Origin of the sequence: Pseudomonas sp. WS 5532, assembly GCF_012985445.1 — a bacterium.
GTDB classification, from domain to species: Bacteria; Pseudomonadota; Gammaproteobacteria; order Pseudomonadales; family Pseudomonadaceae; genus Aquipseudomonas; species Aquipseudomonas edaphica.
In genome coordinates this window covers 102,597-119,809 of sequence record NZ_JAAQWK010000023.1, presented here as the reverse complement: position 1 = coordinate 119,809, position 17,213 = coordinate 102,597, and the positions used below count along the sequence as shown (strand labels likewise).

24 protein-coding genes are annotated in these 17,213 nt (G+C 59.5%); 13 read left to right on the top strand and 11 right to left on the bottom strand.

Features of this window, described 5'->3' with window-relative positions; all coding sequences use genetic code 11:
* Nucleotides 1-322: 322 nt before the first annotated feature.
* The 3 genes from HBO23_RS28550 to HBO23_RS28540 are packed head-to-tail and all read left to right on the top strand — an operon-like array spanning nt 323 to nt 3,845.
* On the top strand, nt 323-1,516 hold the full coding sequence (locus HBO23_RS28550; protein ID WP_170040595.1) for a CaiB/BaiF CoA-transferase family protein: 1,194 nt from the start codon (nt 323-325) through the stop codon (nt 1,514-1,516).
* Complete coding sequence (locus tag HBO23_RS28545) at nt 1,513-2,454, top strand: hydroxymethylglutaryl-CoA lyase (RefSeq protein WP_170040594.1); 942 nt, start codon at nt 1,513-1,515, stop codon at nt 2,452-2,454. The genes HBO23_RS28550 and HBO23_RS28545 overlap by 4 nt, the downstream gene beginning before the upstream one ends.
* Before the next feature lie 59 nt (nt 2,455-2,513).
* Entirely contained in the window at nt 2,514-3,845 is a 1,332-nt protein-coding gene (locus HBO23_RS28540; RefSeq protein WP_099548616.1) for an MFS transporter, read from the top strand.
* On the opposite strand, the gene HBO23_RS28535 is transcribed toward HBO23_RS28540, so the two are convergent.
* A complete protein-coding gene (locus HBO23_RS28535) occupies nt 3,846-4,334 on the bottom strand; it encodes a DMT family transporter (protein ID WP_099548617.1) in 489 nt (162 codons plus the stop codon).
* Nucleotides 4,335-4,402: 68 nt separating this feature from the next.
* Here HBO23_RS28535 and HBO23_RS28530 point away from each other — a divergent pair, with 68 nt between their 5' ends.
* Complete coding sequence (locus HBO23_RS28530; protein ID WP_170040593.1) at nt 4,403-5,320, top strand: LysR family transcriptional regulator; 918 nt, start codon at nt 4,403-4,405, stop codon at nt 5,318-5,320.
* A gap of 7 nt (nt 5,321-5,327) precedes the next feature.
* Here HBO23_RS28530 and HBO23_RS28525 read toward each other — a convergent pair whose 3' ends face one another.
* Nucleotides 5,328-5,612, bottom strand: a complete 285-nt coding sequence (locus HBO23_RS28525) for a type II toxin-antitoxin system RelE/ParE family toxin (RefSeq protein ID WP_017137286.1) — start codon at nt 5,610-5,612, stop codon at nt 5,328-5,330.
* A complete protein-coding gene (locus HBO23_RS28520; RefSeq protein WP_017137287.1) occupies nt 5,602-5,841 on the bottom strand; it encodes a ribbon-helix-helix protein, CopG family in 240 nt (79 codons plus the stop codon). Before HBO23_RS28520 ends, HBO23_RS28525 begins: the two co-directional genes overlap by 11 nt.
* Before the next feature lie 101 nt (nt 5,842-5,942).
* Here HBO23_RS28520 and fos point away from each other — a divergent pair, with 101 nt between their 5' ends.
* The 3 genes from fos to HBO23_RS28505 all read left to right on the top strand — a co-directional run bounded on the left by fos (nt 5,943) and on the right by HBO23_RS28505 (nt 7,695).
* The gene (gene fos / locus HBO23_RS28515; protein ID WP_017137288.1) at nt 5,943-6,353 is read left to right on the top strand and encodes a fosfomycin resistance glutathione transferase; all 411 of its coding nucleotides are present in this window, start codon (nt 5,943-5,945) and stop codon (nt 6,351-6,353) included.
* 54 nt (nt 6,354-6,407) lie between these two features.
* Nucleotides 6,408-7,049, top strand: a complete 642-nt coding sequence (locus HBO23_RS28510; protein ID WP_017137289.1) for a LysE family translocator — start codon at nt 6,408-6,410, stop codon at nt 7,047-7,049.
* Nucleotides 7,050-7,167: 118 nt separating this feature from the next.
* Complete coding sequence (locus HBO23_RS28505; RefSeq protein WP_017137290.1) at nt 7,168-7,695, top strand: DUF4142 domain-containing protein; 528 nt, start codon at nt 7,168-7,170, stop codon at nt 7,693-7,695.
* A gap of 54 nt (nt 7,696-7,749) precedes the next feature.
* Here HBO23_RS28505 and HBO23_RS28500 read toward each other — a convergent pair whose 3' ends face one another.
* Complete coding sequence (locus HBO23_RS28500; RefSeq protein WP_017137291.1) at nt 7,750-8,175, bottom strand: low affinity iron permease family protein; 426 nt, start codon at nt 8,173-8,175, stop codon at nt 7,750-7,752.
* Nucleotides 8,176-8,357: 182 nt separating this feature from the next.
* Here HBO23_RS28500 and HBO23_RS28495 point away from each other — a divergent pair, with 182 nt between their 5' ends.
* Nucleotides 8,358-9,140, top strand: coding sequence for a GNAT family N-acetyltransferase (locus tag HBO23_RS28495; protein WP_138452872.1), 783 nt, complete (start codon nt 8,358-8,360; stop codon nt 9,138-9,140).
* Here HBO23_RS28495 and HBO23_RS28490 read toward each other — a convergent pair whose 3' ends face one another.
* The 5 genes from HBO23_RS28490 to HBO23_RS28470 all read right to left on the bottom strand — a co-directional run bounded on the left by HBO23_RS28490 (nt 9,141) and on the right by HBO23_RS28470 (nt 11,805).
* Nucleotides 9,141-9,641, bottom strand: a complete 501-nt coding sequence (locus HBO23_RS28490) for a methylated-DNA--[protein]-cysteine S-methyltransferase (protein WP_017137293.1) — start codon at nt 9,639-9,641, stop codon at nt 9,141-9,143.
* A gap of 88 nt (nt 9,642-9,729) precedes the next feature.
* Nucleotides 9,730-10,053, bottom strand: coding sequence for a hypothetical protein (locus tag HBO23_RS28485; RefSeq protein ID WP_017137294.1), 324 nt, complete (start codon nt 10,051-10,053; stop codon nt 9,730-9,732).
* Nucleotides 10,054-10,128: 75 nt separating this feature from the next.
* Nucleotides 10,129-10,539, bottom strand: a complete 411-nt coding sequence (locus tag HBO23_RS28480; RefSeq protein WP_017137295.1) for a type II toxin-antitoxin system HicB family antitoxin — start codon at nt 10,537-10,539, stop codon at nt 10,129-10,131.
* A 22-nt stretch (nt 10,540-10,561) separates the two neighbouring features.
* The gene (locus tag HBO23_RS28475; protein ID WP_017736377.1) at nt 10,562-10,744 is read right to left on the bottom strand and encodes a type II toxin-antitoxin system HicA family toxin; all 183 of its coding nucleotides are present in this window, start codon (nt 10,742-10,744) and stop codon (nt 10,562-10,564) included.
* A gap of 167 nt (nt 10,745-10,911) precedes the next feature.
* Nucleotides 10,912-11,805: a LysR family transcriptional regulator gene (locus HBO23_RS28470; RefSeq protein WP_099548620.1), complete on the bottom strand. Its 894-nt coding sequence runs from the start codon at nt 11,803-11,805 to the stop codon at nt 10,912-10,914.
* A 95-nt stretch (nt 11,806-11,900) separates the two neighbouring features.
* On the opposite strand from HBO23_RS28470, the gene HBO23_RS28465 reads away from it, so the two are divergent.
* Both HBO23_RS28465 and HBO23_RS28460 read left to right on the top strand, forming a co-directional pair.
* On the top strand, nt 11,901-13,064 hold the full coding sequence (locus HBO23_RS28465) for an MFS transporter (RefSeq protein WP_017137298.1): 1,164 nt from the start codon (nt 11,901-11,903) through the stop codon (nt 13,062-13,064).
* On the top strand, nt 13,061-14,260 hold the full coding sequence (locus HBO23_RS28460; RefSeq protein ID WP_170040592.1) for an MFS transporter: 1,200 nt from the start codon (nt 13,061-13,063) through the stop codon (nt 14,258-14,260). The genes HBO23_RS28465 and HBO23_RS28460 overlap by 4 nt, the downstream gene beginning before the upstream one ends.
* Here the strand turns inward: HBO23_RS28460 and HBO23_RS28455 are convergent.
* Both HBO23_RS28455 and HBO23_RS28450 read right to left on the bottom strand, forming a co-directional pair.
* On the bottom strand, nt 14,245-14,553 hold the full coding sequence (locus HBO23_RS28455) for an addiction module antidote protein (protein ID WP_017137300.1): 309 nt from the start codon (nt 14,551-14,553) through the stop codon (nt 14,245-14,247). The genes HBO23_RS28460 and HBO23_RS28455 overlap by 16 nt on opposite strands.
* Nucleotides 14,554-14,555: 2 nt before the next feature.
* Nucleotides 14,556-14,849 carry a type II toxin-antitoxin system RelE/ParE family toxin gene (locus HBO23_RS28450; protein WP_026013719.1) on the bottom strand — a complete coding sequence of 98 codons (294 nt, stop codon included), beginning with the start codon at nt 14,847-14,849 and terminating at the stop codon, nt 14,556-14,558.
* Between the two features lie 464 nt (nt 14,850-15,313).
* On the opposite strand from HBO23_RS28450, the gene HBO23_RS28445 reads away from it, so the two are divergent.
* The 3 genes from HBO23_RS28445 to HBO23_RS28435 all read left to right on the top strand — a co-directional run bounded on the left by HBO23_RS28445 (nt 15,314) and on the right by HBO23_RS28435 (nt 16,476).
* On the top strand, nt 15,314-15,553 hold the full coding sequence (locus HBO23_RS28445) for a DUF6124 family protein (protein ID WP_017137302.1): 240 nt from the start codon (nt 15,314-15,316) through the stop codon (nt 15,551-15,553).
* 245 nt (nt 15,554-15,798) lie between these two features.
* Entirely contained in the window at nt 15,799-16,101 is a 303-nt protein-coding gene (locus HBO23_RS28440) for a type II toxin-antitoxin system HigB family toxin (protein ID WP_138451921.1), read from the top strand.
* Nucleotides 16,102-16,104: 3 nt separating this feature from the next.
* Nucleotides 16,105-16,476 carry a transcriptional regulator gene (locus HBO23_RS28435; RefSeq protein ID WP_170040591.1) on the top strand — a complete coding sequence of 124 codons (372 nt, stop codon included), beginning with the start codon at nt 16,105-16,107 and terminating at the stop codon, nt 16,474-16,476.
* Nucleotides 16,477-17,213 lie beyond the last annotated feature (737 nt).

Genomic DNA, 17,213 nt, shown 5'->3' with positions numbered 1-17,213 from the left:
GCAATTTTGCTGAAAGTACTCAGCGTCTGTTTTTGGGGCTGCTTCGCAGCCCAACGCAGGACAAGCCTGCTCGCCACAGGAGAAATAGGCTGCTTTTAAAAGTTGTGTAGATACCTATGCTCATCGCGGGCAAGCCCGGCTCCCACAAGGGGCCGCATTCCTCCTGTGGGAGCCGGGCTTGCCCGCGATAGCGATCTGACTGACGCCGGCACCCAATAGCCGTTCGCATTTCGCGAACGCTCCTTGCCAACTGACGGTTGGATTTATCTTCCCTCTGTCCTCTAGCCTTGGCTGCGTATTCCAAGAACAAGAGGACCATCCCATGACAGCGCCATTGAGCGGTATCAAGGTGATTGAAATCGGCACGCTGATTGCCGCGCCGTTCGCTGCGCGGATGCTGGCCGAGTTCGGCGCCGAGGTGATCAAGATCGAAGCCATGGGCCAGGGCGACCCGCTTCGTAAATGGCGAAAGCTGCACGAAGGCACGTCGCTGTGGTGGTACCTGCAATCGCGTAACAAAAAGTCGCTCGCCCTGGACCTCAAGTCCCCGGAAGGCCTGGGGTTGATCAAGCAATTGCTGGGCGACGCCGACGTGCTGATCGAAAACCTGCGCCCTGGCGGCCTGGAGAAACTCGGCCTGGGTTGGGACGTGCTGCATGCGCTGAACCCCAAGCTGACTCTGGTGCGTATCTCCGGCTACGGCCAGACCGGGCCTTACCGCGATCGCCCAGGGTTTGGTGCGATCGGTGAGGCCATGGGCGGCATTCGCTACACCACCGGCAACCCCGACTCTCCGCCGGCGCGGGTTGGCGTCAGCCTGGGTGACTCTCTCGCCTCGTTGCACGCGGTGATCGGCGCGCTGATGTCGCTGCTGCGGGTCAAGACCGGGCAGGGCGAGGGGCAGGTTGTCGATGTGTCACTGGCCGAAAGTGTGTTCAACCTGATGGAAAGCCTGGTGCCCGAATACGACATGCTCGGCCATGTGCGTGAGCGCAGCGGCGGCGCCTTGCCGGGTATTGCGCCGTCCAACACCTACCTGACTGCCGACGGCGCCTATGTGGTGATCGCCGGCAACAGTGACCCGATCTACAAGCGTCTGATGCACACCATCGGCCGTGCCGACCTGGCTGAAGCGCCGGAGTTTGCCCACAACGACGGCCGCGCCGCCAAAAGTGGCCTGCTCGATGCGGCCATTACCCACTGGACCAGCAGCCTGCCTATCGACCAGGTGCTCAGCGCGCTCGAAGCCGCCGAGGTGCCGGCCGGGCGCATTTACTCGGTGGCCGATATCGTCAGCGACCCGCACTACCTGGCGCGTGACATGCTGCTCAATGCCCAATTGCCCGGCGGCGTGTCGGTGAAGATGCCCGGCATTGTGCCCAAACTTTCTGAAACCCCCGGTGGTGTGAACTGGCAAGGCCCGACCCTGGGCCAGCACACCGATGACATCCTTGGCAGCCTGGGCCTTACCGGCGCCGATATCCAGCGCTTGAAAACCGCGGGAGTGGTGCAATGATCACTGATTATTCTGACGCGCTGATCGTGCAGGAAGTGTCCCCGCGCGATGGCTTGCAAATCGAACCGACGTGGGTTGAAACCGCCGACAAGATCACGCTGATCAACGCGCTGGCGCAGGCCGGTTTTTCGCGAATCGAGGCGGGCTCGTTCGTGTCGCCCAAGGCCATTCCCGCGTTGCGTGATGGCGAGCAGGTGTTCCAGGGCATTGAGCGCCGGGCCGGTGTGATTTATGTGGCGCTGATCCCCAACCTCAAGGGCGCCCAGCGCGCCATCGAGTCGCGCGCCGATGAGCTGAACCTGGTGATGTCCGCCAGCCAGACCCACAACCTGGCGAATATGCGCATGCGTTGCGAGGCATCGTTGGCGGCGTTTGGCGATATCGTCAGCTTTGCCGCCGACCACCCGGTGCGGCTCAACGGCAGCATTGCCACCACCTTTGGCTGCCCGTTCGAAGGCAAGATCGATGAAGACCGCGTGCTGCAAATAGTCGACGCCTATCGCGAGTTGGGCATTCGGGGCATCACGTTGGCCGACACCACCGGCATGGCCAATCCGCGACAGGTCGAACGTTTGGTCAAGCGCGTGCTGCAACAGGTGCCGGCCAGCGATCTGACCCTGCATTTTCACAATACCCGTGGCCTGGGTTTGTGCAATGTGCTGGCCGCTTACGAGGCTGGAGCCCGCCGGTTTGATGCGGCATTGGGTGGCCTCGGCGGTTGCCCGTTTGCACCGGGCGCGTCAGGCAATATCTGCACCGAAGATTTGGTCAACCTCTGCGAAGAGGTCGGCATTCACACCGGCATCGACCTGCCGCACCTGTTGCAAATGTCCCGTCGCTTGCCGGCCTTGCTTGGGCATGAACTGCCCGGCCAAGTCGCCAAGGCCGGGCGCAATGGCGACCTGCACCCGCCACCGGCTTACATCGCCACGCTGTAACGCGCTACCAGACAACAAAAACAATCGGGCGCCTGTGAGCAGCCCGCTGGAGAGAAACCATGAGCACTAATACGTTAGAGGCCGGCGTGCGCCCGGCCGCTGAAATCGATGCCGAAAAAGCCCTGGTCAGTAAGGTCGCCTGGCGCCTGATGCCGCTGATCATGGTGTGCTACCTGTTCGCGTTTTTTGACCGCATCAACATCAGCTTCGCCAAGTTCCAGCTGCAAACCGACCTGAGCCTGAGCGACACCGCCTATGGCCTGGGCGCCGGCTTGTTTGTGGTGGGTTATGTGCTGTTCGAAGTGCCGAGCAACATGATGCTCTACAAGGTCGGTGCCCGCCGCTGGATCGCGCGCATCATGATGTCGTGGGGCCTGGCCACGGCGGCCATGGTGTTTGTCACCGCCGAATGGCAGTTCTATGGCCTGCGCTTCATCATCGGCGCAATGGAGGCGGGGTTTGCGCCTGGCGTGCTGTATTACCTGACGCTGTGGTTCCCGCAGCACTTTCGTGGGCGCATCACCTCGATGCTGTTCCTGGCCTCGGCTTTCGCCGGTTTAGTCGGCGCGCCATTTTCCGGCCTGGTGCTGGAACACCTCGACGGCGTACTGCAAATGCGCGGCTGGCACTGGCTGTTCCTGCTCGGCGGCTTGCCCTGCATCGGCCTGGGTTTTCTGGTGCTGACCTTGCTCAAGGACCGCATTGAAGACGCGCATTGGCTGACGCCTGCCGAGAAAACCCTGCTGTCGAGTCGCATCGCCAAGCATGAGCCGAACGCGCACGGTGGCTCGTTGCTCTCGGCGATCCGCATTCCAGGGTTTTTGATGCTTGGGTTTATCTACTTTCTGATCCAGGTGGCGTCTTACGGCCTCAACTTCTGGGCGCCACAGTTGATCCGCAGTGCCGGCACCCAGAGCCCGGTGATGATCGGCCTGCTCACCGCCATTCCCTATGTGTGCGGGGCGATCAGCATGGTGGTGATCGGGCGACTGTCGGACGCCACCGGTGAGCGCCGCAAGTTTGTCTGCGGCCTGGTGGTACTGGGCGCCATTGGCTTCTTCTGCGCCGGGATCTTTGCCGACCACACCACCTTCCTGATCATCGCCCTGGGCCTGTTGGGCGCGGGCATCATTGCCTCGATCCCCACCTTCTGGACGCTGCCGCCCAAATTGCTGGCTGGCGCCGGTGCGGGTGCGGCCGGTGGCATTGCGGTGATCAACACCCTCGGGCAGTTCGGCGGTATTGTCAGCCCGGTGATGGTGGGGCGCATCAAGGACCTCACCGGCAGCACCACGCCGGCGCTGTATGTGATCGGCGTGTGTGCGCTGTTGGCGGCGGCGCTGCTGCTGTGGGGCTTGCCACAAAAACTGCGCACGCTCGACAGGGGCTGATCAGCCTGCCGTGGCAAGGGCGCGGGCCGGTGTGGCGCTGAACTGAATCAACACCACCCCGCCAATCAACAACAACGCCCCCAGCACGCGGGGCGTTGTCAGTTGGCGTTCCATCAGGCCGAACAGGCCAAAGTGATCGAGCAGCAGCGAAGCGAGAATCTGCCCGGCCATGGCCAGCGCAATAAACCCTGACGCGCCGAGCTTGGGCAGCAACATCAGCGCCAGCGAAATAAAGCACACGCCAAACGCGCCTCCGGCCCATATCCACAGCGGCGCCTTGGTGATAAAGGCCAGGCTCGGCAAGGGCAGGCGCAGCGCGATGATGACCGGCAGCAACACAATATTGCTCACCAGCAGTGACGCCAGCGTGGCCCACAACGGGTGCCCCAGCCCGCGCCCGAGGCTTGCGTTGATCGCACTCTGAAACGGCACCACCGCGCCGGCGATCACCGCCAGTGCCAACAGACCTACCCAATGCAACGTCGTCATCTCAGTTCTCCCAGAGGTTTTGCTGGACTCTAGGCTATTCGTCGCGCAAATTTAAATTCCAAGTTCTTATGCTGAGCATGCAGCTGATGAATGACCTGCGTCGCATCGACCTCAACCTGCTGGTGATCCTCGACGCCTTGCTCAGCGAGCAACACGTCACCCGCGCCGGCGAGCGCCTGCACCTGAGCCAGCCGGCGGTCAGCCATGCGCTGGCGCGCTTGCGTGATCTGCTTGGTGACCCATTGCTGGTGCGCCAGGGCGGTGCCTTGGTGCCGACCGCCCGCGCCCTGGAGCTGGCCGCGCCACTGGCCGAAGCCCTGGCCCAAGTGCAGGCGCTGCTGGCGCCCAACCGGTTTGATCCAGCATCGGCCAAGCGCCGGTTTCGTGTGGCGATGTCGGACTACAGCGCGGCGATTTTCCTGCCGGGGCTGGTCCGCACCTTGCGCCGTGAAGCGCCTGGCATCGACCTGCAAATCGTCCAGGCCAGCCGCGAAGGCATGGTCGATGGCGTGCTCAATGGTGACCTCGACCTGGCCGCCGGGGTGTTCCCCGACATGCCCGCCGAACTGCGCACCACGCCGTTATTCGAAGAGCATTACACCTGCCTGATTGACCGCGAAAGCCTGCCGAAAAACGGCGTGCTCGATCTGCCCGCTTACCTGTCGCGTCCGCATGTGTTGCTGGAAATGCGCGGCAGTGGCACCCCGGAGATCGAACGGGCGTTGACGGCAATTCGTGAGCGCCGGCATGTGGCGATCAGCCTGCCGCACTGGGGCGTGGCACCGCAGTTGATCCAGGGCACAGACCTGATTTTGACGGTGTCATCCAGAGGCTTGCTCAACATCGATCAGCAGCACCTGCTGGCTGTGCCGCCGCCGTTTCATATCCCTTCGTTTGCGTTTGAGTTGGCGTGGCATGCGCGGCGGGGCGGGGATTCGGGGTTGCAGTGGTTGATGGGGCAGGTGCAGGGTGTATTGTCCGTCTGAACCGTGGCTACCAGGAAGCGGGTGGCTGGCGGCGTGTATGAAAAATTCGCATCACCTGTAACCGGCCATCTCGAATACGGTAGGGAACGATATAGGGCCATCGGGGCACTACCCATTCGCGCGTGCCGGGCACTCTGCCTTCTTTGCCCATTGCCGGAAATTCAGCGACATGTTCAAGCCCGGTCAAGATCGCCTGCACGAACTCATGGGCAGCTTTCGGGTTTTCTTCGGCAATGTAGGCCGCTTCATCGTCAAGATTCCTGAGGGCAGCCCTCAGCCAATCAACCTGCATTGTTACGCCATTTATCGGCGACTGCTTTTACTTCGGCCGCTGTCGCAAAGTCGCCCGCATCAGCTTCTTTCAATGCTTTTTGAATTTCCTCTATTTGCCAGGCCTCACGCGTCAGGTATTCGCGTAATGCATCTACGGCTAGAAAGGATTTGCTGCGCCCTGTCGCCTTGGCGAGACTGGCAAGCGTGTCGGCGACGTCTTCCGGTATGCGTAGAGACATAACAGACATAAGAGCCTCGATGTAGTGATGTGTAGTGCAACATACTACATCGTCATCGCAAAAACGGTTTGCCCCGTTCGTCACTGGGTGAATAGATAAAAGGACATTCCATGCTCTGCGGCCTTAACCACCTGACCCTTGCCGTCACCGACCTGAACCGCAGCATCGGCTTCTACCATCAATTGTTGCAACTTCGGCTCGATGCGACCTGGGACGGCGGCGCCTATTTGTCCCTACCCGGTTTATGGCTGTGCTTGTCCCTCGACCCATTGCGCTCGCCAGAGCCTGCGGCTGAATACACGCACTACGCGTTTACCGCCGATACCGGTGATTTTGCGGCGCTGGTGGCGCGCCTGCGCGCTGCGCAGGTGCGGGAATGGCGCGACAACCGCAGTGAAGGCGCGTCGTTCTACTTTCTCGACCCCGATGGCCACAAGCTCGAAGCCCACGTCGGCGATCTGGCCTCACGTTTGCAGGCCTGTCGCGCCAAGCCTTATGCAGGAATGAAGTTTTACCCGTAGCGGCGGAACGTGCAGAATCGATCCACCTCATCACCGTCTATCAGAGTCGCGCCCATGACCCTATCCCTGCTGTTCGCCGTGCTTGCTTCGGGTTTTATCTATGGCATTACGCCCGGTCCGGGCGTGCTCGCCGTATTCGGTATCGGCGCTGCCCGTGGTCGCCGTGCCGGGGCGGGTTTTTTGTGCGGGCATTTGCTCGGTGACGTGGTGTGGTGCAGCACGGCGTTGATTGCCATCGTGGGCGCGCGGGAAGTGGGCAGCACAGCCTTTGATGCACTGGGCGTGCTCAGCGGTTTATACCTGTTCTGGCTCGGCTGGCGTGCGATCCGTACCCAGCGGCGCAGCAGCGATGCACCTCAGGGCGCGGCGCGGCACCCGTTCTGGCACGGCATTGTGTTCGGTCTCACCAACCCCAAGGCTTACCCGGTGGCCGTGGCGACCTTCACCGCGTTGTTGTCCAGCCGTGCCGAGTTGCTGACGTGGGCGATGCTGCCGTCGTTGATCTTCCTGAGCTTTATCGGTGGCCTGCTGGCCTATGCCATTCTGATCGGCGTGGTCGGCGCCCAACGTGTGCGCACCGTGTATCAGCGCCATGAAATCCTTATCACCAAACTCTGTGGCGTGATGTTTATCGGCTTCGCCATCAATGCCCTGGCGCATGCGTTGCCGGGCCTGTTTGGCAGCAAACCGGCCTGATACAGCACGACCGTTCGTCGCACTGGCGAGTTTTTTCTAAACCTTTGCCGCCCTGAAAATTCGAATTCAGGGCGGGGCGTCTGTTCCCGCACCTATTTTTGACCTGGAGGAACCCATCATGAGCCGCATGGCTATCCGGTTACGCACCGCCAGTTTCGCGATGCTGCTGGGCCTCGGCGCCAGCAATGCTTTCGCCCAGTCGCCTGCTGAATTCATCGAGCAGGCTTCGGCCAAAGGGATGGCCGATATCGAAACCAGTCGCATGGCCCACGCCAGAACCTCGTCCCAGGAAATCAAGGACTACACCATCGAGGTGATCAACGAACGCACCCAGGCTAACCAGCACCTGGCAGCCATCGCCAAGAAACTCGACTTGCCGGTGGCCCCGCGCGAGAAGATCGTCGATAAAGCCGAAACCTTGATGCCCGAACTCAAGGACGGCGACTCCTTCGACGCGGCCTACACCGCGCAACAGGTCAAGGAAAACGAAGACGCCATTGCCCTGTTCAAACAGGAAGGCGCGGCGTCGGATGTGCCGGAAATCAAAGCGCTGGTGGATGAAACGCTGCCCAAGCTGGAGGAGCGCCTGCAAAAGGCCCGTGCCTTGGCGTCAACCTATGGCAAAGGTCATCAAGGCGACGGTTGAGTCCGTCACTTGAGATAGAAAACGGCGGTTGGACTTTCTCCAACCGCCGTTTTTTTATGCCTGGTTCAGATCGGTTTTGTTGGTCACCGCATCGTCGACTACTTCGCCGCAACTGCTGTTGAGGCTGACATTGCCTGCGGCGCCGATGCTGCGGTATTCGCTGCGCAGTTTTTCCAGTTCCTTACGGTCCAGGCCATCGAGGCTCAGCACGGCGTTTTGCGCATCCTTGGAGACGCGCAGCAACTCGTCGATCTTGATATGCAGGATGTCGTTGTCGCGGTTTTGCGTGTTCTGGATCAGGAACACCATCAGGAAGGTGATGATGGTGGTCGAGGTATTGATGATCAGTTGCCAGGTGTCGTTGTAGTGGAAATATGGCCCGCTGAGGCTCCACAGGAAAATCAGTGCGACAGCCACGTAGAACGTGCGGGCACTGCCTGCCCAGCGGGACAGAGATTGGGAGACTGCAGAGAATTTCATGACCGTTTTTCCTTGACCGGAGGGTGATGAAATTATGGACCGCAGGCCCGCTTCGAAATTTCTTTTTACATTTTAGGGTTAGAACAATGCCGTGCTTTTTCCTCCGGCTATCTTAGGAATTGGCCTACTGCGCCTTTGAATGGCGGGAGCAAGACTGGTTTTTTTTATCCGGATGTTCTCCCATGCACGCTAACGCCGCCTGCGATTTGCCCACGCTCTACGGTAAAACCGAAGAGCATTTTTTTGCCGCGGTGTGCCCAACGCATCGTCGATACAGCGGCGGCATCAATGCTTATTTCACGGATGAGTATTTCAGCCCGTTCAATTTGTTGTTTATCCGGGTTGGCAGCACTTTGCTGGATAACGCTTTGGCCGCACCGCTGGAGCTTATCCGGCGTACCACGCAGGCAATACGCGTGGTGATCCATGAGGAACAGGTCGAAGCGCTGGGTGAGGTGTTTTTGGCACACGGCTTTAAGCCGGTCGAAAAGACCACCGCGATGGTGGGTGACCTGGCGTGCCTGGCGCCATGGGTGGGCGAGAGCGGTGTGCAGGTCCAGCTCACGCGGAACATGAACGATTGGGCTGAGCCCTTTGGCAGTGCGTTCATGAGGCTGCCCGAGGAGGTTGCGCGTTATCAGGTCCGCCACCAGCGGGCCCTGGACGCGGGTGAGGCGCTTTACCACTTCATCTTGTCCGATGAGGGGCAGGTAAGGTCTTCGCTGGTGCTGTCCCTGTGTGATGGTGAGGCCCGGCTTAGCGATATCGGCACACTCATGGGCTTGCGTGGCAGAGGGTACGCCACTCGATTGATCCATGCCGCTCTGCTGCACGCGTCGAGCCTCGGGGCCCTGCGATGCTTTCTAGAAGCCTCGCAGGGTGCCTTCGCGCTGTACCGGCAACTAGGTTTCGAACCTTTGTACGAGTGCCAGGCCTTTACCCGTGACGCCCTTGCAGACGCGTAATCAGAGGGCCAGCTTTGCCTGGCCGCGATCCTCAAGCGCCAGCAAATACTGCTTGGCCTCAAGCCCACCGGCAAACCCGGTCAGCCCGCCCGAAGCACCGATCACCCGGTGGCAGGGCGCGACGATCGAGATGGGGTTGCGGCCATTGGCTGCGCCTACCGCGCGCACGGCCTTGGGGTTGCCGATCTGCTGGGCAATCTGGCTGTAGCTGCGGGTTTCGCCGAAGGGGATGGTCAGCAGTGCCTGCCAGACTTGTTTTTGGAAATCGGTGCCGTCGAAGTCCAACGCCAGATCGAACTGATTGCGGGTGCCGGTAAAGTATTCCCGTAGCTGGCGCTCGGCTTCCAATAACACCGGGCTGTCGTCGGCTAGATGCAACTCGCCCAGACGCACGCGATTGGCGCGTTCTTTTTCCCACAGGATGGCGCTGAGTTTGCCGTTGCGCGCCACCAGGGTGAGCTGGCCGACGGGGGAAGGCATGAGCTTGTATTGGTAGGGCATGAGCGGGCTCCTTGACGATGTAGGGGGCCACTATCCACCTTGTGGGCGGTTGGGAAACCCAGTTTCTTGCGGTCAAATTCTACTGGGACTAAATGCTCCAGTGAATCCAGTTACCGGAACCATAGGCCCAAGCGACGAAATAGATGAACCAGACGATCGAGGGCGTCGACAGTGCTACCCATGAACCGAGGTTAAGTAGCGCAAGTGCGGTTGCGCAGAGTGTGATGCCTCGGCTGGCGTTCTGCCTTGAATACCAGACGCCATAGATGGATCCCGCCAGAGCCGCTATCGACGCCAGGCTCCTCAGGCCGAAAGGGATTGGCGTCAGCGGTAACAGCAGTGGAATGATCAATACCAGCCCCACCACCTTTCTAACGACTTGGCTCTCAGTTTTTTGTACAGGCACGCGCATTGGCTCTGCTCATGGGTAAGATATGTGCGTATTTTTAACGAAGGTCGTCTTCGTCGCTTTAGGAATTTACTTAAGTCAATGTTCCTGCTGCAGAACCTTTAGTGCTGCCGATGCCAGAAAGCCGGAACGGCTTTTTTCTTCAGGATGATGCAACACGTATTCATCAATTCGATTCAGCAGGTAACCCGGCAGGGTGATATTGAGCTTCTGCGCTTTGCCCAGATATTTAGTGACATCAATATCAACCACGGCCCAAATGCAGCCGGCATATTCCGGGTTGGCCGCGTGCAGGGTGACTTTTTGAGCGGTGGGAATCGGCGCGCCATCCTCTGCAAGGATTTCAAAGTGCCCTTCGATCGCTTCGCGGGCCATGGCCATGGCGTCGTCCAGGTCGTCGCCGGCGGAGTAGCAGCCAGGAATATCCGGCACTTCCACACCCCAGGCGTGGTCCTCGTCACCGGTTGAAATTGCGATGGGGTAAAGCATGTCTATTGCTCTCCAGGGGCGCTCAGCTCAGCAGCGCCTGTTTCAAAATGCTCTTGGCGGTCTTGTCCAACAGGTCTTTCTTTGGATGAGGAATCGTCACCAGCCCCGGTTTGGTCGGGTGTTTGAAGTGGTGGTGACTGCCTCGGGTGCGTACCAGGTACCAGCCATCCGCAACAATGTGACCTATCAAATATCGGCTATCCACAGCACCTCCTTGTGGTGTGTGTTGGTGGTGACTATAACCACTGAAAATAAATTATCAACACTCTACCTACCGACGGCTGACGACCGGCGTTTCGGTAAGTGCTGAATGAAGTGTATGAGCCTTTGAAAACGGCGTCTTAGAGAGGTATTGCGGGGATTTTCGAAGTGTTACTCGTTGTTTAAGACATGGGCGAGAACGGCGAGAAATGCGTCAGCCAACAGGCTTTTTCTGGCCGCAGGCGTCAGCACCAACAGCTGCGCACAGGCATCCACCTCGACCATGGGCTTATAGGTGACACCCTTGTTCATCAAGCTCTGCGTGCATTCGGGCACCAATGCCACGCCTTGCCCGGCGGCCACCAACGCAATGATCGAAGTGATCTGCCGCCCGGTCGGCCCCGCACGCAGGGGCACGCCGTGATGTCGGTACAACTGCTCGATCGACTGGTTCAACCCCGACCCGTAATCGGGCGGAAACAGAATCAGCGGGTAAGCACTGAGCTGCGCCAGGCTCACCTGCGTTTGGCCGGCTAACGGACTTTCACTGGAAACCGCCGCCCACAAGCGCTCCTCACCCAGCGACAGCGCTCGCACGGCCTGGCTTTGCGGCAGCAGACGACTCAGGCCGACATCCAGGCGCCCATCTGCCACCTGTGCGCCCAGGCTGCCGGAAGCGCACTCCACCAAGGTCAACTGCACATCGGGAAAACCCTGGGCGAAGGCCTGGATCGCCTGGCTGAACAGGTCCGACAGCGCGATCGAACTGACGTAACCCAAGGTCAGTTGCCCGGCGGTCCCGGCGGCCAATTTACCGGCGATTACCTGTGCCAGCTCCACCTGTTCCAACACGCTACGCGCATAGGGCAAGAACGAACGGCCCTGGGCGGTGAGGGAAACCGTGCGGCTGGTGCGATCAAACAACTTGAAGCCCAACTCCGTTTCCAGCGCCGAGATCTGCCGGGTCAACGGCGGCTGGGCCAGGTGCAGGCGAAGGGCTGCGCGACCGAAGTGCAGTTCTTCGGCGACCGTCAGAAAGTAACGCAGCTTGCGTAGGTCGAGCATCCTGATCCCTGGGTATTGATCGGTTCGAATTCGGTATTGGTTTAAGACCCGCTGGCCATTCTATAAAGACCTCACAAAATAAAACGAGAGGTTTCATGAAACCGCGCCTGCATTGTGCCCGTCTTGCCCTGTTCCTGTGTGGCTGCGCGGCGTTTCTAAACCTGTATGCCACCCAGAGCATCCTGACCACGTTCGCCGAGCAGTTTCATATCAGCGCCAGGGCGGCGGGCTGGAGTATCACGGTCACCACCCTGGCGGTGGCAGTGACCGCGCCATTTGTCGGCCGGCTGACCGGGCGTTTCCAGCAGCGTACGGTCATCGCTGTGACCGCGCTGTTACTGGCCGTGCCCGCGCTGATGACCGCCTACGCCGGCAGCTTTGTCGAAGTGTTGGTGTGGCGCTTTGTGGAAGGCATGTTGATCCCGGTGGTGTTTGCCACCAGCGTGGCTTACATCGGCGACCGCTGGCACGGCGCCACGGTGACCGAAGTCACCAGCCTCTATGTGGCGGGCACCGTACTGGGCGGGTTCGCCGGGCGCTTCGTCACCGGCGTGATGACCGAATATGTCGGCTGGCGCGAGGCCTTTGAATTGTTGGCCGTATTGAGTCTGATGGTCGGTGGGTTCATTCAGTTTTTGCTGCCCGATAACCCGCCGCGAGTCGCACCGGTCAAGGCTGCTTCGTCAGGCGTTTTTCGCAAGCCATTGGTAGCTGCCTACGCCGTAGGGTTTTGTGTGTTGTTCTCCCAGGTTGCGGCATTTACCTACGCGGGACTCTACCTTGGCCTACCGCCTTTCAACCTCGGGCCTGCGGCCTTGGGCACGCTGTACATGGTGTTTCTGCTGGCCTTGATCGTGATCCCTATCGCCGGCCGCCTCAGCAAAGCGCGGCCCCACGCCGAGCTGCTGGCTGTGGCTGCCGTGCTGGGTATCAGTGGCTCGGCACTGACCCTGGCGCCGTCGCTGGGGTGCATCGTGGCGGGCCTGGCGCTCAGTTCGACCGGTGTCTTTCTCGCCCAGGCCGCCGCCAACGCGTTCATCAGTGCCACCGCGCAGGCCAACAAGGCAGGCGCCGTGGGCGTTTACCTCACCTGTTATTACCTGGGCGGCAGTTGTGGTGCCATCGTCCCCGCCTTGATGTGGGAGCGCTGGGGCTGGGCTGGGTGTGTAGCGCTGATTATCGGCTTTCAACTGCTGACGTTGCTGATCGCCCTGACGGGCTGGAAGCCCCTTAAACCTGAGTTGATCCAAGCATCATGACCGACACCAGCGCTGTGCCTGCCCGCGAAACCTCAAACCGCCGCCGCTCGCTGATCGCCGGGTGCGGCGCCCATGCCGTACACGATGGCCTCACGGATGTGATCTACGTGTTGCTGCCGATCTGGCAGGCACAGTTCGCTCTTTCCTACGCGCAGATCGGGCTGTTGCGCGGTGCCTATTCCGGGATGATGGCCGTGTTTCAGCTGATGGCCAGCCGCGCCGCCCGACGATGGGGGCGCATGCCGATGCTGGTGGGCGGCACGGCGCTTGCTGGCGTCGCTTATTTGTTGGTGGGGCAGGCCACTGGGCTGATCATGCTGCTATTGGCGTTGCTGTTAGGCGGTTTGGGCGCCAGCACCCAACACCCATTAGCCTCTTCGATGATTACTGATGCTTATGAGGACGGCGGCGGGGTCAAGCAAGCCTTGTCCCAATACAACTTTTCCGGCGATATCGGCAAAACCCTGATCCCGGGGTTGGTCGGCTTGCTGCTCACCGTCATCAGTTGGCGCGCCAGTGCCACACTGTTGGGCTTGCTCGGCGTGGCGGCGGCGGGGTTGTTGTGGTGGCTGGTGCCTGCGCAAATGTCCGAAACCGCTTCTGTAAAAAAAGCCAAACCCCTCAGCGGAACCGGTTCCATTACCGGCCTGCGCGCCCTGATGCTTACCGGCACGCTCGACAGCGCCGTGCGCATGGGCTTTCTCACCTTCCTGCCGTTTCTGCTGCAAGCCAAAGGCGCGGGAACTGCCGGCATCGGCCTGGCGTTGACGCTGCTGTTTATCGGTGGCGCGTTCGGCAAATTGCTCTGCGGCTACCTCGGTGCCCGCATCGGCATGATGAAAACCGTATGGCTGACGGAAACCAGCACGGCGCTGCTGATCATTGCCGCCGTGTACCTGCCGCTGAATGGGCTGATGGTGATGCTGCCGCTGCTAGGGTTGGTGCTCAATGGCACCTCCTCAGTGCTGTACGGCGCCGTGCCGGACCTGGCAGCGGCGGGAAAACGCGAGCAGGCGTTTGCTGTGTTCTACACCGGTACGATCGGCGGCGGCGCGCTGGCGCCGGTTCTGTTTGGTGGTGTGGGCGATGCACTGGGCGTGCCGGTGGCGGTGATGGTATTGGCGGGCATGTTGTTGGTGACGTTGCCGCTGGCGTGGGTGGTGCAGCGGGGGTGTGCGCCTCAAACAATCGAATAATTGCTGGTATGCCCAGGCCGAGCCAACAGATCAATGCCCAGTGAGTGAAGCACCTTCAGAACCGTTTCAAAACGAGGTTTTGCGCCCGGGGCAAATGCCTTGTACAAGCTCTCGCGCCCTACGCCCGCATCCGTGGCGATCTTTGTCATGCCACGGGCTTTGGCGACGTAGCCTACGGCGCGAAGGAACTCTTCGTTGTCACCGTCAGCCAGCACCTGAGAAAGGTATTCGCTGATGGCCTCATCACTGTCGAGCAGCTCGGCCATATCAAATGTCGTCAGTGTTTGAGTCATGATCAAACCTCCTTTGCTAATTTTTTTGCTCGCCGGATATCGGCCTCTTGTGAGGACTTGTCGCCACCTGCCAGCAAGATGACAACCTCCCTGCCGCGCAGGGTGAAATAAACGCGATAACCTGCACCTACGTCTATCCGCATCTCTGAAACACCGCCGCCCAGCACCTTGAAATCCCCCAGATTGCCCACACTGGCTCGCTCGATACGTCGAGCAATGGTGATTTTTGCTCGCAGATCGCGAATTGCCGAGCACCATTGAGTGAAGGCTTGGGTTTGCTGGATCGAATAACGCACGGGGCCTCACAGAATCTCACTGTATCTACTTGGATACGGGTTGGCAAGAGACACGTCAGTGTCGAAGGCTGGGGAGAGTGATGCGAGGGCGTGCCGGTTTCAAACGTTCTTCAGGGTTTTCCTATTGCCAGAATTTACAGTCTGAAAGAGAACGGTACAGCGGTCCCGAATGTTGCGTTATTGCCTACACAACACACAGAATCGTCTGAGTTGTACGCCTTGGACGAGCGCTTTAAGGTTCGTCTGCCGCTGCCCATCAGCGGTCGGGTTTAGTAGCCCGATTTGATCAACGGCGTATGGCTGTCCTATCAGTCAGGCATCTCGATGTCTGTCCTCAATGGTGGCTGTACGCAGGGCACTTTCGGGTGCGCCGGTTTCGTTGATCCGCCGGTCTACTAACCTGCATACAGCCGCCACCCATTGTTTAGTAGCTCTGGAAGGTGGTCCTTACCGAGGATCAACAGATGTGTACTGACTCCTGCAACCCAACCGCGACCCTGTTCAGCGTTCGCCCTGAAGCCAACACCGAAGCCTTGCTCGCCAACGCCTACGAAACCATTGCTGGCGCGGGTGCCATGACCAACGAGTTCGCCGAAAGCCTGCCTTCTCAACATCGCTACCTGGCCTTGGCCATTCAGCAAATGATCGAACTGGGGCTGATGCTGGTAGAAGCGGCGCAAGACCGCGTGGACCGCGCCGCGTAGGTTTTTCACGCCCTGCAACAGGCTTGCCTTCCCAGGCCGCACATACCAAGGGGAAGGGGAGCCATCAGAACTGCAGCTGGCCGAGGTCGGTGACCGCGACTGCTTCTTCAACCAGATCATGGGTGTCCGACTGTAAATTTTTTCATGATTTCAGTTTGGCGTTTCTGGGCGTAGGGGAGTATCAGGGCACGGCAAACAGATGAAACGCACTTGTATGAGTCCCATTGTGGGACTAGGATCATTCTATGAGAATCATCGCGATTAGCCAGCTCAAGACTTTTTGGCGGAAACACCCGGATTCAGAGCAACCCCTCCTTGCCTGGATTGACGAGGTCAAGAAAGCGAACTGGCAAACGCCCGCAGACATCAAGGGCCAATTTCGCCATGCGAGCGTTCTCAAGAGCCGTCGGGTCGTGTTCAACATCAAAGGCAATGACTACCGGCTAGTGGTCTCTGTGGCCTACCGCTACGGCGCGCTCTACATCAAATTTGTCGGCACACATAAGCAGTACGACGCCGTTGACGCAGATACTGTTGAAATGGAGTAACCCATGAACATTCGACCCATTCATACCGAACAGGATTACCAGGAAGCGTTGAAGGCTGTCTCGCCGCTGTTCGACAACGAACCAGAGCCAGGGACTTCTGAAGGGGATTACCTTGAGGTAATGATTACGCTGATAGAGGCTTATGAAACGAAACACTTTCCGGTTGACCTGCCCAATCCGGTAGATGCCATACGTTTCAGGATGGAGCAGTCTGGTTTGTCAGCAACAGACCTTGTGCCTGCCATCGGGCGCAAAAATCGGGTTTATGAGGTGCTGAACGGGAAACGAGCTCTCACGCTGCCGATGATTTGGAAACTGCATGAAATGTTTGGGATTCCGGCGGAGAGTTTGATTAAGCCGGTAAAAACTCTGTAGTACTCAGATGGTTTGGCTCGCTGAGAAATCCGGGCTACTTATTAGGGCACCGGATTTTTTTGCCTGCCGTTCCCGGCTGTCAGTCATCCTCGCCCAGCACCCCTTTGCCGGCAACGATGGAGTGCCTGCGCCGCTGGTAACGGCTTCAACGACGGCCAGTGCGGCGTTCATGGCGGGTTTATGGCTGATGGGGTCAATGCCGTCTGCACTCAGCTTCAGTGCTGCGCCTGATCCTTTACCTCTGGTCCCAATGCGGTCAACACCGTTTCGGCGAAGGGCTGGCGCTGGATAGGTGGGGAATGATGCGTAAAACGAGGGAAAAGCAGAAGTGGAGCGGGTAGAGGGAATCGAACCCTTATTGGATATTTCCGGCTTAAAGCGTGTATCCGTGTAGTGATCTCTCGTCCCCAAGCCCCCTCTTCATGGGGGGATAGCCGTTTTCTCCACCGTGCACCACGGTGCACCGTCATACCACAGTATCCCCGGAGCCGATTGCAACGCAACACTCGCCTAGGGTCGTCCGAACCGGAGCTCATGTCGCGTTTTTGGTCGGCGGCTCCAACTGTGAATTCGGCGTAAATTGTCCTTCCAATCAGAGGTGCCAGAGGCACCAAAAGCAGCGCGACGAGGAGATGGCTAATGGCTATAAATGGCGTCTGAATCTGTGGTAGCGTGAGCCCCTCCCGGCGGCTTTGGTATGGCGGCTAGTCTGTGTCCTTGCCTTCAACGTAGTCGAA

Bases quoted from the DNA above. Each gene is read 5' to 3' on its own strand.
- HBO23_RS28550 (WP_170040595.1), top strand. From the start codon at position 323: ATGACAGCGCCATTGAGCGGTATCAAGGTGATTGAAATCGGCACGCTG.
- HBO23_RS28545 (WP_170040594.1), top strand. From the start codon at position 1,513: ATGATCACTGATTATTCTGACGCGCTGATCGTGCAGGAAGTGTCCCCG.
- HBO23_RS28540 (WP_099548616.1), top strand. From the start codon at position 2,514: ATGAGCACTAATACGTTAGAGGCCGGCGTGCGCCCGGCCGCTGAAATC.
- HBO23_RS28535 (WP_099548617.1), bottom strand. From the start codon at position 4,334: ATGACGACGTTGCATTGGGTAGGTCTGTTGGCACTGGCGGTGATCGCC.
- HBO23_RS28530 (WP_170040593.1), top strand. From the start codon at position 4,403: ATGCTGAGCATGCAGCTGATGAATGACCTGCGTCGCATCGACCTCAAC.
- HBO23_RS28525 (WP_017137286.1), bottom strand. From the start codon at position 5,612: ATGCAGGTTGATTGGCTGAGGGCTGCCCTCAGGAATCTTGACGATGAA.
- HBO23_RS28520 (WP_017137287.1), bottom strand. From the start codon at position 5,841: ATGTCTGTTATGTCTCTACGCATACCGGAAGACGTCGCCGACACGCTT.
- fos (WP_017137288.1), top strand. From the start codon at position 5,943: ATGCTCTGCGGCCTTAACCACCTGACCCTTGCCGTCACCGACCTGAAC.
- HBO23_RS28510 (WP_017137289.1), top strand. From the start codon at position 6,408: ATGACCCTATCCCTGCTGTTCGCCGTGCTTGCTTCGGGTTTTATCTAT.
- HBO23_RS28505 (WP_017137290.1), top strand. From the start codon at position 7,168: ATGAGCCGCATGGCTATCCGGTTACGCACCGCCAGTTTCGCGATGCTG.
- HBO23_RS28500 (WP_017137291.1), bottom strand. From the start codon at position 8,175: ATGAAATTCTCTGCAGTCTCCCAATCTCTGTCCCGCTGGGCAGGCAGT.
- HBO23_RS28495 (WP_138452872.1), top strand. From the start codon at position 8,358: ATGCACGCTAACGCCGCCTGCGATTTGCCCACGCTCTACGGTAAAACC.
- HBO23_RS28490 (WP_017137293.1), bottom strand. From the start codon at position 9,641: ATGCCCTACCAATACAAGCTCATGCCTTCCCCCGTCGGCCAGCTCACC.
- HBO23_RS28485 (WP_017137294.1), bottom strand. From the start codon at position 10,053: ATGCGCGTGCCTGTACAAAAAACTGAGAGCCAAGTCGTTAGAAAGGTG.
- HBO23_RS28480 (WP_017137295.1), bottom strand. From the start codon at position 10,539: ATGCTTTACCCCATCGCAATTTCAACCGGTGACGAGGACCACGCCTGG.
- HBO23_RS28470 (WP_099548620.1), bottom strand. From the start codon at position 11,805: ATGCTCGACCTACGCAAGCTGCGTTACTTTCTGACGGTCGCCGAAGAA.
- HBO23_RS28465 (WP_017137298.1), top strand. From the start codon at position 11,901: ATGAAACCGCGCCTGCATTGTGCCCGTCTTGCCCTGTTCCTGTGTGGC.
- HBO23_RS28460 (WP_170040592.1), top strand. From the start codon at position 13,061: ATGACCGACACCAGCGCTGTGCCTGCCCGCGAAACCTCAAACCGCCGC.
- HBO23_RS28455 (WP_017137300.1), bottom strand. From the start codon at position 14,553: ATGACTCAAACACTGACGACATTTGATATGGCCGAGCTGCTCGACAGT.
- HBO23_RS28445 (WP_017137302.1), top strand. From the start codon at position 15,314: ATGTGTACTGACTCCTGCAACCCAACCGCGACCCTGTTCAGCGTTCGC.
- HBO23_RS28440 (WP_138451921.1), top strand. From the start codon at position 15,799: ATGAGAATCATCGCGATTAGCCAGCTCAAGACTTTTTGGCGGAAACAC.
- HBO23_RS28435 (WP_170040591.1), top strand. From the start codon at position 16,105: ATGAACATTCGACCCATTCATACCGAACAGGATTACCAGGAAGCGTTG.